This is a genomic window from Buttiauxella sp. BIGb0552, from assembly GCF_004366275.1.
GTDB lineage: Bacteria > Pseudomonadota > Gammaproteobacteria > Enterobacterales > Enterobacteriaceae > Buttiauxella > Buttiauxella gaviniae.
This window is the reverse complement of sequence record NZ_SODY01000009.1, coordinates 40,281-53,465: the sequence shown is the minus strand read 5'-3', so window position 1 is coordinate 53,465 and position 13,185 is coordinate 40,281. Positions and strand designations below refer to the sequence as shown.

The following is a 13,185-nucleotide window of genomic DNA, read 5'->3' as shown; positions in this document are numbered from 1 at the left end:
ATTACTAACATCGCGTTGCATTAAAAATTAGGGAGCACGTCAAAATGAATTACATTAAGTATTGGACTAACAGAAAATAGTAATGGACCTTTTAATCAGTAAGGAAAAGAGCGCATGCTGATACCCACGCTAAAAACAGATCGTTTGCTATTAAAACCATTAGTTTCCAAAGATGCACTCCAGATTCAGAAGCTCTATCCGCGCTGGGAAATTGTGCGTTATATGGTGTCATCTGTTCCCTGGCCCTTTCCTGACAATGGTGCAGCGCATTACGTGAATAACGTCGCGCTGCCCGCTATGGCAAAAGGCCATGCCTGGGTTTGGACCATACGGCACCGGGATAACCCTGACAATTTGATAGGCGTTATCTGCCTGGACGAAGCGGAAGATAATAATCGTGGTTTCTGGTTAGTACCTGAGTATCAGGGGCAGGGATTAATGAAGGAAGCAAGTATCGCGGTGACAAATTACTGGTTTAACACTTTGAACAAGCCTGTTTTGCGAGCCCCAAAAGCGGCCGAAAATATACGTTCTCAGCACATTTCAGCCAGTAGCGGCATGCGACTAATCAAAACGGAAAAGAAACAGTTTGTCAGCGGTCTTCTGGACTCAGAATTGTGGGAGATTACTCGTGATGAGTGGAATGCTCATCACTCAAGCTAACAGGATACAATGTCCGCTCCTCGCTCAAAGCAGCCCTTGAAATTTGCCTTTGGCTGCTCTGTGCCAAAAGCGGACGTTGCTAAAGCTAAAGCTTAGGTTTATTGAGGAATACCATCAGATCTTGACCTTTATCCCACTTGAATAAACACCGTGTTAGATACGTAACGGAACAGTCATTAAGTCGAAGGTGCTCAAACACAGCCAGAAGTTGATATTGATAATACTTAGCGTGAACTGTCACTCCCTCCTTAAGCCTTAACCTTGCCGTGTGCTTGTCCCGCACGCTAGCCAGTTAATTCAAGCATGTGGGCAATTATATAAATCCCAATAGGAGGATATAGGCAAGACGTACGTCAGCTTAAGTCATATGGATTCACTCGGGTATTCAGAATTTGCTTGTAGAATTTTCAAAGATGATGATGTCCAGTTCCATGAAGCTCTAATAAAATACACCATTTATCAATCTACTAGAGTGTTACACAATGATAAATTGCATTTTTAAATTGCATTTTAATGACATTCAAATGCAATATTCATATTGAATTTTGTACTTCTGATCGAACATCTTAGGGCTATCAGCATGAAAATAAGTGCTCTTACAGAAAGGCTATCTCAGAAAATCATCTCGATGATCGATAGCGGCGGATTGGTAGCAGGTGGGCATATCAGCGTGCCAAAGCTGGCAGAGTCCTTTGACGTATCACGCTCGCCGGTGCGTGAGGCTTTAGTCTATCTTGAACATAAAGGCATACTTGAGCAGCAGCGTAACCGGGGATTTTTCGTTAAACAGGATTATGCCCCGCCCCTCAAGAGCACTAATGAAAGTGAAGCCGACAGCGATTTACCTGAGTATTATCAGCTAGCTGAAGATTGGTTGCAGGATAAGATTGAATCAGAAGTTAACGAACTTTATTTGTTAAAGCGTTACAACCTTTCTAAAACACAGCTCACTACCATTTTGGCGCGCGGTATCAGTGAAGGATGGGTTGAGCGCAAACAGGGATATGGCTGGCGTTTTTTACCGGTCGCCAAGACGAAGGCTGCCCTCGAGCATATCTTCAGCTTCCGTATGGTCATTGAACCGATGGCCATTCTTGAATCAACGTTTAAAGCGCCTCAGAGCAAGATTGATGAAATAAAACGTGAACTGGATATGCTTCTGGTAAGTGGTATCGAGCGCTTGTCTCCAACCCAACTGCAGCTTGCCGGTTATCGCTTTCATGAAACCGTAATTAGCTTCTCAAATAATCCATTTTTTGAGATTTCACTGCGCAACGTTAACCGTATGCGACGTCTGATGGATTATCGCATCATGGATGACCGCAGCCGTTACTACGCTGAAGTTAAAGATCACATGCACCTGCTGTCATTGATTGAATCTGGACAGCTTATCGAGGCGTCCTACATGATGAAACAGCATCTTGCGGTGGCGCTGGAGAACAAGAAACAACGCAGCATCGGTGTATAAAAAAATGGCCCTTTCGGGCCATTTTTTATTGCTCTAACGATATTACCCTGCGGGTGAATACAGCGGATAAAGCCCCAACAAAATACCCGATGCCAGGAAGATCATGCAGAGCAGGAATGCCCACTTAAAGGTGTATTTTTGATGGTCACTAAATTCCACTCCGGCCAGACCAACCAAGAGATAAGTGGATGCCACTAAAGGGCTCAGTAAGTGAATTGGCTGACCAACTAACGATGCACGGCCAATTTCTACCGGGTCGATACCGTATACTTTCGCAGCCTCGGCCAGCACCGGCAGTACACCATAGTAGAAGGCATCATTAGACATAAAGAACGTGCCCGGAAGACTAATCAGTGCAGTAATCGGTGCCAGATATGGCCCCCAGGAATCAGGCAACACGTCCAGCAGAGAAGCTGACATTGCTGTGACCATGCCGGTTCCCGAAAGAATTCCAGCAAAGATCCCTGCCGCCAGGAAGATAGACGTTTGGTTAAGTGCGGCCGGTGCATGCGCTGCAATACGCTGACGCTGTGCATCAATGTGGGGATAGTTAATCAGCAGTGCGAGTGCAAACGCCACCATGAATAATACTGACAGTGGCAACAATTCCATAACCAGTGAGCCCATCAGAAGTAAGGTCAAACCGGCGTTGAGCCAAAACAACTTAGGACGGCGCAACTCTTCATTTACTTCATTAATTGCTGGCAGATAGCTTTCTGCATCATCTTCCGTTACTGAGCCATATCCGTTGGTATTGATACTCAACTTGCCTAAACGACGGCGTTCACGAATGCCGATATACCATGAAAGAACCAGTACGCCGACAAAGCCACATACCATTGTTGGGATCAGTGGAATAAACAGATCGCTTGACTCAACCTTGAGTGAAGCTGCAACGCGGGCTAATGGGCCACCCCACGGCAGAAGGTTGGTGATACTACCTGAAAGAAACACCACGCAGGTCAATGCTAATGGGTCGAGGCGGATGCGCTTGAAAAGCGGCAGCATGGCCGTCACACAGATCATATAGGTGGTTGAACCGTCTCCATCAAGTGACACCATCGCCGCCAGAACCGCGCTACACATAACTGCTTTAACCGGATCACCATTAATAATTCGCAGGAAGAAGCGAATAATGGGATCAAATAATCCGGTATCAAACATGGTACTGAAGTAGAGAATGGCAAAAATAACCATGATGGCCGTTGGAGCGACTTTTTTAAGTCCCTCAATCATCATTTCGCCCATCTCTCCACCGAAGCCTGCAAGTAGAGCAAATATTATTGGAATAATAATCAGAGCAACGAGTGCAGAAAGTTTTTTTGTCATGATGAGGATCATAAAGACCACTATCATGCCATATCCCAGAAGCGAGAGCATAAGAGCCTCCAACGCATATTATTTCTAATATGCGTGATAATTAATTTACGAAGATTTTTACCCGGACTTACTGTTAATTGATTAGCCCATATGCAGGCCGCCATTAACAGAGAAATCAGCGCCTGTAGCGAACCCTGATTCATCAGATGCCAGCCATGAACAAATGGACGCGATTTCCTGTGGAGAACCTAAACGACGGACTGGAATTTCCTGGACGATTTTATCAATAACCTGAACAGGTGTGACCGTCTTCAGTTTAGATGTAGCCAGATAACCCGGTGATACGGTGTTCACTGTCACGCCGCGTGCAGAGACTTCACGTGCCAGCGCACGCGTAAAACCACGGACTGCAGATTTAGCTGTGGAGTAGTTAACCTGGCCGGTTTGACCGATTTGCGCATTTACGGAAGAAATATTGATAATGCGCCCCCAACCTCGCGACATCATGCCCTCAACGACTTGCTTAGTGACGTTGAATAATGAGTTCATGTTAGTATTAATAACCGCTTGCCATTCCTGCGGTTGCATATCTCTAAATAACACGTTGCGTGCTGTGCCTGCATTATTAACTAATACGTCGATCTCACCAATTTCGCTTTTTATTTTTTCAAAGGCTTTTACTGTTGATTCCCAGTCGGCAACGTTTCCTTCTGAAGCAATAAAATCAAAGCCAAGCTTTTTATTATCGTCTAGCCAAGCTGCTTTACGTTGAGAATTGGGGCCGCATCCTGCAATTACTTTAAAACCATCCTTCGCCAGGCGGCGACAAATAGCGGTTCCGAGGCTTCCCATCCCGGATGTGACATACGCAATACGTTGGGTCATAACCCTTCTCCCAGATGCATTTATGTAACAGTTTTTACGACTTGTTAACAGTAAGCGACTTGCGCTTTTTTTTAGCAATATCGGACCGTTGAAATTGTGACCATGATCGTTAAATTTCTGCATTTAATTAACTTCAAATGCAATGACAATTATTATGTGCAATCCGTTCTGGCAGAGTTTTTAAGACACGCAAGCTTAAAACAGGCGTATCTGTTGGGTTTTGGCAAGGCTCAAAATGAATTCGTGACATCCATCACAAGCTAGCTTCTGCACTTATGGTTAAATAAATGCATATTGCACTGCTGGAGTTATAAATGGATAAGTTCGCCTATGTTGGCTGCCGTACATCCGAATGGCGCGGTGCGCGCGGAAAAGGAATCGAGGTTTACCGTATAGATGAATCAGGCAACTGGCATCACATCCAGCGTGTCATATCTGTTCAGGAAAACCCGTCCTGGCTAACGTTAGATGAAAAACGTAATCGCTTGTATGTGCTGCATGGTGATGGCAATCAGATTGCGATTTTTGCACGCAATCCCTTGGCGGGCACCCTGACATTATTATCGGAGCAAACCACTGGGCCGCAAAATGCACATCCAGATCTTGATCCACTACGACGCAATAATCCGGTTCATGCAGCACTTACACCTGATGGTCATCATCTTTTAATTGCTAACCATGAAGGTGGAAACGTTGCGGCACTGCCGTTTGCGGATGACGACACGCTACTTGCTCCTAGTCATTTGGCACTGGTTGAAGGACACGCGCACTCAGATGAAGCGCCCAGCATGTCACGCCCTCATGAAATTATTTTTGCTCCCAACAGCGACTTCTATGCACTGCCAATTCAGGGACGTAAGGCGGGGAATGGCATCGATATGGTGCGGATTTACCAATGGCGAGGTGAGCAATCACTGTTGAATGACGAAGTGCTTTTGCCTGCGGGAACCTGGCCGCGACATGTCGACTTTCACCCAACTGGCAACTGGCTTTACAGCTTGAGCGAACTTGGCAATACCATCACCGTTTTCGACTTCGATCGGGAAACCGGCAATCTTACTCTGAAGGAAACGCATAGCAGCTTGCCAGAAGGGTTTGAAGAACGGAATGACGCCAGCGAAATTGAAGTGCATCCATCTGGGCGATTTTTATATGCCGCAAACCGTGGTCATAACAGCATTGCAGTATTCAGAATCGATCAACTTGAGGGTAGCCTGACACCTCAAGGTTGGGTTTATTGCGGTGGAAACACCCCACGCTTTACCACCATCTCTGCTGATGGAAAGCGTTTTTACAGTGCCAATGAGGACTCGGATACCATCCGTATTTTCAGCATTAATGAAGAAACCGGCATGCTCAAAGATACCAACAAAGAAATAGTTACTGCCAGCCCAACCTGTATTGTGTTCTCCAGCTAATTCAGTGTTTGAGACCAGCTTCATTGAAGCTGGTCTCAAATGTTTGCTCCTCTTCTTCAACGTTTGGCCGTTTTGACGGCGTAACATTTTCTATAAATGCTTTAACTGAAGGGGAAGCTAATGCATAACTCTTCACACCCACGTAGAGCTCACGTTTAGCCCATGGCTCGATGAGCGGAATACACTTTACCGTGTCATTGCTACGCGTTTGCGCGATTTCATTAACGGGTAAGATGGCGATGCCCAGCCGCTGCGCAACCAGTTCAGCCATCGAGACAAAACTACTCACTCTCAGGCCGATGTTGAGAGCTTTGCCAAGCTTTCTGGCCTCACGATCCAGTATGTGGCTCACGGCGCTCTCCCTATGAGGGCCGATTATTTTTTCATCTATACAATCGGCCAACTGCAGAGAGCTGCGTTCAGCTAACGGATGTCCCTGCCACACCAGAACCGATAGTTGGTCATGCTGCCATGGCCAGACTTCGATACCTGAAGCGGGCGTCCAGCTGGAAAAGAAACCCACATCTGCATCGCCCTGTAACAGTCCCTGAACCACGCTAATCCCTGTGTGCTCTTCAATATCAATATCGGTATGTGGGTAGTGCGTCAGAAACTGGCTTATGGCGCGCGGCAGGTAATGCATCAGTGCTGCTGAGATAGTGAAGATACGGATGTGACCGCGTACGCCAGCCACGTAATCACTCAGCTCCTCTTCCATCTGGTCAAGATTGCGAAACACCTGGCGTGCATGGAACAACAATGAGTGACCGGCTGGCGTGAGTTCAATGCCGCGCGGCAAGCGCAACATTAAGGGTGTGCCGATTTGCTGCTCAAGCTCAGCAATGCGCTTGCTCACAGCCGAAACAGCCAAATGCTTGCGTCGCGCTGCGCGGGTGAGATTCTGCTCCTCCGCCACCGCGACAAACAACGAGAGTGAGATCAGATCATAACGCATAGGCATCCTTTAATCTGTGAGGGTTTGCTGGATGACGAAAGGCAGAATTCCACCATAGCGCAGATAGCGCAGTTCTTGCTGGGAGTCTATCACTGCCTCAAGGCCGATCGCAGCAATCTGCCTGCCGTCACGGCTGACGTTCAGCAGCAGCGGCGTTCTACCCGGTTCGATCGCCTCCAGTCCAATGATGTCCAGCACTTCGATGCCTTCCATCTCCGGCAGTTTTTCTGCCTCGCCTGCGATGAAATGCAGGGGTAAAATGCCCATCCCAATAAGATTAGTGCGATGTATGCGTTCAAAACTGTTGGCAATCACCGCTTTTACCCCCATCAACGCCTGCGCTTTTGCTGCCCAGTCACGGCTCGATCCCGCGCCATAGCGCTCACCCGCTAACACAACCAGCGGCGTACCTGTAGCCAGCCAGGTTTGGGCGGCTTCAAAAGCCGGGAGGATGTGTTGATGACTCGCATCCCAGGCAAAACCTCCGCCGCCTCGCTGGTCTGCCGGTAACAAACGATTGGATAGCGCTTTATTGGTAAAGGCCCCGCGAACCATGACTTCATGGTTACTGCGCCGGGTGGAATAAAGGTTGAGATCCTGTGGATCTTCGTGATGCTCCAGTAACCATTGACCGGCCAGACTGTCGTCCGAAATCGCGCCCGCTGGTGAAATGTGATCAGTGGTGACGTCATCGCCAAACCAGAGAAAGGGTCGGGCATTCGTCAGCGAAAGCGGTTCCGCCGGACTGCGTGGTAAACGTTCGAGATAGCCCGGACGCCGTAAATATGTTGAGGTGAATTCCCATGGATAATGCACGCTACCCGGCGCTTCAATCTGCTGCCAGTGTGGTGTTCCCTGCCAGATGATGTCTCGGCGCTGAATGTAATGTTCACGCTTCATCGCTGCTTTCACCCATTGCTCAACTTCTTCGCGACCCGGCATTAAATCGCGCATCAAAATGGGCCGGTCATCTGCATCGTAACCCAGCGGATCGCTCAACATATCGTGCTGCATATTTCCGGCGATGGCCCATGCAATCACCAGTGCCGGTGAAGTGAGGTAACCATGCCCGAGGCTGGGATTTACGCGACGTGGAAAGTTGCGGTTGCCGGAAAGCACACACACTGCCTGAAGGCCATCATTCACCAGCATTTCCATAGCGGGTTGCAACGCCCCTGAGCTGCCAATGCAGGTCATGCATCCATAACCTGCCACATCAAATCCCACTTTTTCCAGCTCGCCAAGCAGGCCGGATTCTCCAAGGTAATCGGTAACCGCCCTAGATCCGGGTGAAAATGAGGTCTTGACCCAGGGCTTGGGCTTTAACCCCAGATGTGCGGCATTGCGCGCAAATAAGGCGGCCTGAATCACCAGCCACGGATTGGCCGTGGTGGTACAGCTGGTGATGGCTGCAATGGCCACCGCACCCTGTTGGACGGATTGCGGGTAATCGTCATGGTGCCATTGCACATCACGTTGTGCGGGTGTCAGCGTTTGCAGAAAACTGTTCGGCGTCTCGCTAAGTGGTATTTGTTGATGCGGGTTATAGGGCCCGGCAACGCTGGGTAGAATAGTGCCCAAATCCAGCTCAATCAGTTGGGTAAAAGTTGGCTGGATATCGCCGGATGAGCGCCACAGATGCTGATGCTGCATGTAACCACGAATAATCGCCTGCTGCTCTTCACTGCGCCCCGTCATGTTGACGTACTCTGCACTTCGCTCATCAAACGGGAAGAACACTACTGTAGCGCCATACTCAGGCGCCATATTCGCAATGGTTGCGCGCGATTCCAGTGGCATGGTGTGCAGCGATGGCCCGGTGAACTCAACAAATTTGCCCACCACGCCGTTTTCACGCAACAGGCGCGTAATGTGCAGTGCCAGGTCGCTGTCGCTAACATCCGGCGGCAGCTGGCCTGACACAGAAATACCCACCACATCCGGGAAGCGTAGCGTTACGGGTTCACCCACCAAAGCCGCCTGTCCTTCCAGCCCACCGACACCCCAGCCCAAAACACCCAGGGCATTGATCATCGGGGTATGGCTGTCGGTCGCAATCATGCAATCGGCATGCAACAAAGGGATGGCTTCACGCTCATCAATCGTAACAACTTCCGCTATAGCCTCAAGATTCATCAAATGAATGATGCCAGTACCCGGCGGGATCACCCGAAAATTATCGAGACTTTTCTCTGCCCAGCGAATAAAACGGTAACGCTCTGCATTACGGCGGAAATCATAGGTGAGGTTGTCTTCCAGTGCATTGGCGCTGGCATAGCTCTCCACTATCACGGAGTGATCTATCGTCAGCACGGCGGGAATATGCGGATTTATCGCTCGCGGATCCCCCCCTAATTCGGCAGTGAGATCGCGCATGGCGGCAAAATCAGCCAGCGCCGGTAAGCATGTGGTGTCATGAAACATGAGTCGGTCAGGATAAAATTCAACTTCACCCGGTGTGGACGTTGCCGACAGAAAGTTAAGAAATTCTGGCAGCCTGTGCGGAGAACATCGAGCTACGTTTTCCAGCAAAATACGAATGCTATAGGGCAACGTTTGTAATTGGGCCAACGGCACTATGTGAGTCAGATCGATGACGTTATAAAGGCGGTCGTTAATGACCAGCGGTGAGCGTTGCGGAGTTGAGAGCGATGTCATAAAAAACCTTCCGTTACAGCAATCTAATTATGTTCGTTGCCGGATAACGTCTCATGCTCAGATTTGAATGAAAATTGAACTTTAACCAATACAGCGTTCTCCATAGAAGAACGCTAATCTCTCTTTAAGCTTCAGCCAGGTTTCGATTGATAATCTCGTCAATCGCACCGTTTTCCTGCCACTTAGACAAATAAGTGCTGATTTCGCTGAACAGTTTTTCATTTTTATGCGGCAAACAGATCGCCTGAAAAATTTGCCCAAAATTATCGGATAGCACGCGATAGCCGCTATTTTCCTTGGCTGCATGCTCCAGTGGCTGTCTAATACCCGCAGCCATATCGCCTTCTCCATTGAGAAACGCATCAATGGCCGCTTGCGATGAAGGCAGCCGGTTCAATGCTGCCTGCTTTAATTCTCGCGTCAGGAACAGGTCGTAAGCCGCACCTTTACCGACATTAATCACCACGTTTGCCTGGTCCATCTCACTGACGCTTTGCCAGTGACTGTCTTCCTTGACTAAAACAGTGCCTTCAATAGTGATGTAGGGCCGAGTGAATCGCAGCACTTCTTCGCGCTTTGGGTCGATTGCCAAAAAGGCCACATCCCAGCGATCGCTGTTAGCATCCTCAACCACCTTACCCGCCGTAGGATAAGTGACGAACTGCGCAACTTTTCCCTGCTGCGCAGCAATTTTATTGGCAATTTCTACAGTTATACCCCCAGGCTGCCCGTCGGGCAACGTTTTGGCCAATACAGCATTACCTAAATTAATAGCGAAACGTAGTGTGGTTTCTTCATCGGTGACTGGCATTGGGTTCTCCAGAGAAGTCATCATCATGATCCTGCTTAGGCGTTTCAAAATTCAGGCGCTGAATTTTTCCTGCCACAAACAGATAGCAGCACAGATTGAGGAAAGCGCAGACGCCGACAAAAATCAAAGCGCCATTAAACGAGCCAGTATCTTTAATGATGTAGGCGATAATGATGGGTGTGAATATCCCGGAGATATTACCAATCATATTGAATAACCCGCCGCTCAAGCCCACTGCCTCCTTTGGCGAAAAATCTGAGACTACGCACCAGCCCATAGCGCCGAAACCTTTGCCGAAGAAAGCCAGCGACATAATCGCCACCACAATCCACGCCGAGTCAACATAGTTACAAATCACCATGCTGACAGCCAACAGCATACCGATAACAATGGGTGTTTTACGTGCAGCTGACAAGCTGAAGCCACGCGCCAACATATAATCAGACAACACACCACCGAGCAGAGCTCCCGCACAGCCGCACAATGCTGGTAATGAAGCAATAAAACCTGCTTTGAGAATGGTCATACCACGATCATGAACCAGATAGACAGGGAACCAGGTCAGGAAGAAATAAGAGAGAACAGTGAAAAAGAACTGCCCCATATACACGCCCAGAGCAAGTCGGCTTGTCAGTAATTTGCGGGTATAGCCTTTACCAACATTATCGCCTTTTTTACTGGCCTTCATGTTCGTCAAACCGCCACCAGACTGGATATATTCCAGTTCGGCGTGATTCACCAGTGGGTGAACTTTAGGCGTATCGGTAAGCACGCGGGTCATCAACAGCGAAACCAGAATACCAACAACCCCCATGAACCAGAACACAGATTCCCAGCCGTATGAATATGAGAACCAGCCCATCAGAGGCAGGAAGACCACGAGGGCAAAATATTGCGCAGCTGTGGTAAACCCAGACGCTTTACCGCGCTCTTTTGCCGGGAACCATGCTGCCAGGAAACGTGAGTTAGCAGGTAACGTAGGCGCTTCAATCAACCCCATCATAAAGATGAAGCCAAACATTAAGATACGCGTGACCCAAACATTGTCGAAAGCGGTACTAAAACCGACGAGGAAAACGAAAAATGACCAGGTGAAAACGCCTGTAACCAGCACTTTTTTGGAGCCGTATCGGTCTAGTAACCATCCGCCTGGATATTGCCCGAGAACATATGCCCAAGTGAATGTAGAGATCAGATAACCAAGCGCAACAATATCCAGACCAGCAGATTTCACCATGTCTGTTCCGGCAATAGAAAAGGTTGCTCTGTCGCCGTGGTTTAACGCAATACTGAGGAATACCATCAGCAAAATCATATAACGATAATGCGTTGGTCTGTTCTTTTTAGCAGTGGAGTTCAGAGTAATCATAATATTCGGCCTTGTCTGGCATACGATTAATTAAATCGGTAAAGTTCAGCCGGGTTTTCCACAAATAACTTGTGGCGAACCTGATCGTTATGCGCCCAGTGGTATATTTTCGATAGTATCAATGCATCATCTGGCATATTTTTATTGGCACTAATTAAATTAGGATGTGGCCAGTCACTTCCCCATAAAACACGCTCTGTAGCTTCGCGCAGGAAGCAACTCACTAATGCAGCCATATCTGAAACATCATCACGTTGTGATTGATGGTAAAGCGCAGAAAGTTTTACCCAGCATTTGCCTCTCTCAATCAGCTCCCAGGCAAGTCTCCAGGAAGAATGCGAAGTTGCGCCTGGTGGCAAGCGGAAGTAGTGATCTATGACCAGGTTTCCCGGTATCTGAAGCAGAAGTGGCCTTAAATCCCAAAGTTGATCTGCAGTTGCATGAACTTGCACATGCCAGCCACGCTCAGCGACTCGAATCGCTATAGGTAAAATCATGTCGGGTGTGGTTGCATTACCCGTGCCGAGATTGAAACGAACACCCGTAACTCCCGCCAATTGCAATGCATCTAGTTCAGTGTCACTGACGGTCTCATTCACCACAGCCTCGCCGCGCGCATTGGGTCCGAAAGCAGCCAACGCATCCGTTAGACAACGATTATCTGTTCCATAAGAAGAGGGTTGCACTAACACATGACGAGAATGTCCCAACCACTTTTTAAACTGGTTGTAATCATCAACAGTTGCGTCGGGTAAATTTCGCGTGTCGTCCGCCACATAGGGAAAACGCCTGTCATAAATATGATGGTGGCAGTCGCAGCTGTTATTTGGCAGTACGAATTCAGGCGAGTGAGAAATATGACTATATTTCACATCCGCCAATATATCTCGGATTTCCACGATGATGCCTTTTTTTAAAAAATTAGATTCGACTGAATAAATTAATTCGTCATTAATATTTTCAGTTTTGAGACCGCAGCATGCGGACTGCTAAGCACCGGGCACGTTACAGCGGCCTGAACCTGATCCCAGGCGATCGCCATTGAGAAATGTGCAAGCAAAATGGCGTCAGCATCTTGATGTTCACGCGCAGCCTGAACAAGTAGCTCGTTATGACGGCTTGCATCACCCTGCTCAAGTGCATCACGCGCGCCTTCAACTACGATACTTTTGAGCGTGGCTTCACGATAACCCTGGCGGACCAACTCATTGAATTCAGCTTCCATTCCCGCAACAGCCGGAGCAAAGGTTGCCAACATAACAATATTTTTACCTTGAGCTAATGCAGCCTCAAACATCGCGGCGTTCGGCTTCAGAACAGGCAATTCGTGTGTCGCCGCACTGGCATCAATGGCCTCGCCAAACGCAGAACAAGTGAATAGAACTGCACCAGCATCAATGCTTTCGGCGTAGTTAACCAGTGAATCAATCCGCTTATAAAGCCGATCATTTAGCAAAGTAACCTTACGACGATCTGTACTCAGCGAATCATCCAATAAATTACTGATCTCAGCTTCTGGCCACTGGGCTGCAAAAGCCTGATTGATGGGCTCAACGGCCAATGGCGTTGCATGGATTAAAACGATACGTTGATTCATCTTCGGCTCCATGAAAGCAGGTTGCCGCTGAATTGCGGCAA

The 13,185-nt window shown here is 48.3% G+C and carries 11 protein-coding genes; 3 read left to right on the top strand and 8 right to left on the bottom strand.

Annotated features, from left to right (window positions below):
- The first annotated feature begins 114 nt into the window (after positions 1 to 114).
- The gene (locus tag EDF88_RS22110) at positions 115 to 663 is read left to right on the top strand and encodes a GNAT family N-acetyltransferase (RefSeq protein ID WP_134187327.1); all 549 of its coding nucleotides are present in this window, start codon (positions 115 to 117) and stop codon (positions 661 to 663) included.
- 580 nt (positions 664 to 1,243) lie between these two features.
- Positions 1,244 to 2,131, top strand: coding sequence for a GntR family transcriptional regulator (locus EDF88_RS22105; protein ID WP_134187325.1), 888 nt, complete (start codon positions 1,244 to 1,246; stop codon positions 2,129 to 2,131).
- Positions 2,132 to 2,173: 42 nt separating this feature from the next.
- On the opposite strand, the gene EDF88_RS22100 is transcribed toward EDF88_RS22105, so the two are convergent.
- Positions 2,174 to 3,511, bottom strand: a complete 1,338-nt coding sequence (locus EDF88_RS22100) for a CitMHS family transporter (protein WP_134187322.1) — start codon at positions 3,509 to 3,511, stop codon at positions 2,174 to 2,176.
- 81 nt (positions 3,512 to 3,592) lie between these two features.
- Positions 3,593 to 4,459 (bottom strand): acetoacetyl-CoA reductase, encoded by an 867-nt coding sequence (gene phbB / locus EDF88_RS22095; RefSeq protein WP_243839655.1) that lies wholly within the window; start codon positions 4,457 to 4,459, stop codon positions 3,593 to 3,595.
- A gap of 191 nt (positions 4,460 to 4,650) precedes the next feature.
- Here phbB and EDF88_RS22090 point away from each other — a divergent pair, with 191 nt between their 5' ends.
- Complete coding sequence (locus tag EDF88_RS22090; RefSeq protein ID WP_134187320.1) at positions 4,651 to 5,754, top strand: lactonase family protein; 1,104 nt, start codon at positions 4,651 to 4,653, stop codon at positions 5,752 to 5,754.
- Position 5,755: 1 nt separating this feature from the next.
- On the opposite strand, the gene EDF88_RS22085 is transcribed toward EDF88_RS22090, so the two are convergent.
- From EDF88_RS22085 to EDF88_RS22060, 6 genes are all read right to left on the bottom strand, one after another.
- Positions 5,756 to 6,709, bottom strand: coding sequence for a LysR substrate-binding domain-containing protein (locus tag EDF88_RS22085; protein WP_235173013.1), 954 nt, complete (start codon positions 6,707 to 6,709; stop codon positions 5,756 to 5,758).
- Between the two features lie 9 nt (positions 6,710 to 6,718).
- Positions 6,719 to 9,367 (bottom strand): aconitate hydratase AcnA, encoded by a 2,649-nt coding sequence (gene acnA / locus EDF88_RS22080; RefSeq protein WP_134187318.1) that lies wholly within the window; start codon positions 9,365 to 9,367, stop codon positions 6,719 to 6,721.
- A gap of 124 nt (positions 9,368 to 9,491) precedes the next feature.
- Positions 9,492 to 10,202, bottom strand: a complete 711-nt coding sequence (locus EDF88_RS22075) for a transporter substrate-binding domain-containing protein (RefSeq protein WP_134187316.1) — start codon at positions 10,200 to 10,202, stop codon at positions 9,492 to 9,494.
- The gene (locus EDF88_RS22070) at positions 10,162 to 11,547 is read right to left on the bottom strand and encodes an MFS transporter (RefSeq protein WP_134187314.1); all 1,386 of its coding nucleotides are present in this window, start codon (positions 11,545 to 11,547) and stop codon (positions 10,162 to 10,164) included. The genes EDF88_RS22075 and EDF88_RS22070 overlap by 41 nt, the downstream gene beginning before the upstream one ends.
- Positions 11,548 to 11,573: 26 nt before the next feature.
- Positions 11,574 to 12,446 carry an amidohydrolase family protein gene (locus tag EDF88_RS22065; protein ID WP_134187312.1) on the bottom strand — a complete coding sequence of 291 codons (873 nt, stop codon included), beginning with the start codon at positions 12,444 to 12,446 and terminating at the stop codon, positions 11,574 to 11,576.
- A 41-nt stretch (positions 12,447 to 12,487) separates the two neighbouring features.
- Positions 12,488 to 13,144 (bottom strand): arylsulfatase, encoded by a 657-nt coding sequence (locus EDF88_RS22060; RefSeq protein ID WP_134187310.1) that lies wholly within the window; start codon positions 13,142 to 13,144, stop codon positions 12,488 to 12,490.
- Positions 13,145 to 13,185: the final 41 nt, after the last annotated feature.

Bases quoted from the DNA above. Each gene is read 5' to 3' on its own strand.
- EDF88_RS22110 (WP_134187327.1), top strand. From the start codon at position 115: ATGCTGATACCCACGCTAAAAACAGATCGTTTGCTATTAAAACCATTA.
- EDF88_RS22105 (WP_134187325.1), top strand. From the start codon at position 1,244: ATGAAAATAAGTGCTCTTACAGAAAGGCTATCTCAGAAAATCATCTCG.
- EDF88_RS22100 (WP_134187322.1), bottom strand. From the start codon at position 3,511: ATGCTCTCGCTTCTGGGATATGGCATGATAGTGGTCTTTATGATCCTC.
- phbB (WP_243839655.1), bottom strand. From the start codon at position 4,459: ATGCAGAAATTTAACGATCATGGTCACAATTTCAACGGTCCGATATTG.
- EDF88_RS22090 (WP_134187320.1), top strand. From the start codon at position 4,651: ATGGATAAGTTCGCCTATGTTGGCTGCCGTACATCCGAATGGCGCGGT.
- EDF88_RS22085 (WP_235173013.1), bottom strand. From the start codon at position 6,709: ATGCGTTATGATCTGATCTCACTCTCGTTGTTTGTCGCGGTGGCGGAG.
- acnA (WP_134187318.1), bottom strand. From the start codon at position 9,367: ATGACATCGCTCTCAACTCCGCAACGCTCACCGCTGGTCATTAACGAC.
- EDF88_RS22075 (WP_134187316.1), bottom strand. From the start codon at position 10,202: ATGATGACTTCTCTGGAGAACCCAATGCCAGTCACCGATGAAGAAACC.
- EDF88_RS22070 (WP_134187314.1), bottom strand. From the start codon at position 11,547: ATGATTACTCTGAACTCCACTGCTAAAAAGAACAGACCAACGCATTAT.
- EDF88_RS22060 (WP_134187310.1), bottom strand. From the start codon at position 13,144: ATGAATCAACGTATCGTTTTAATCCATGCAACGCCATTGGCCGTTGAG.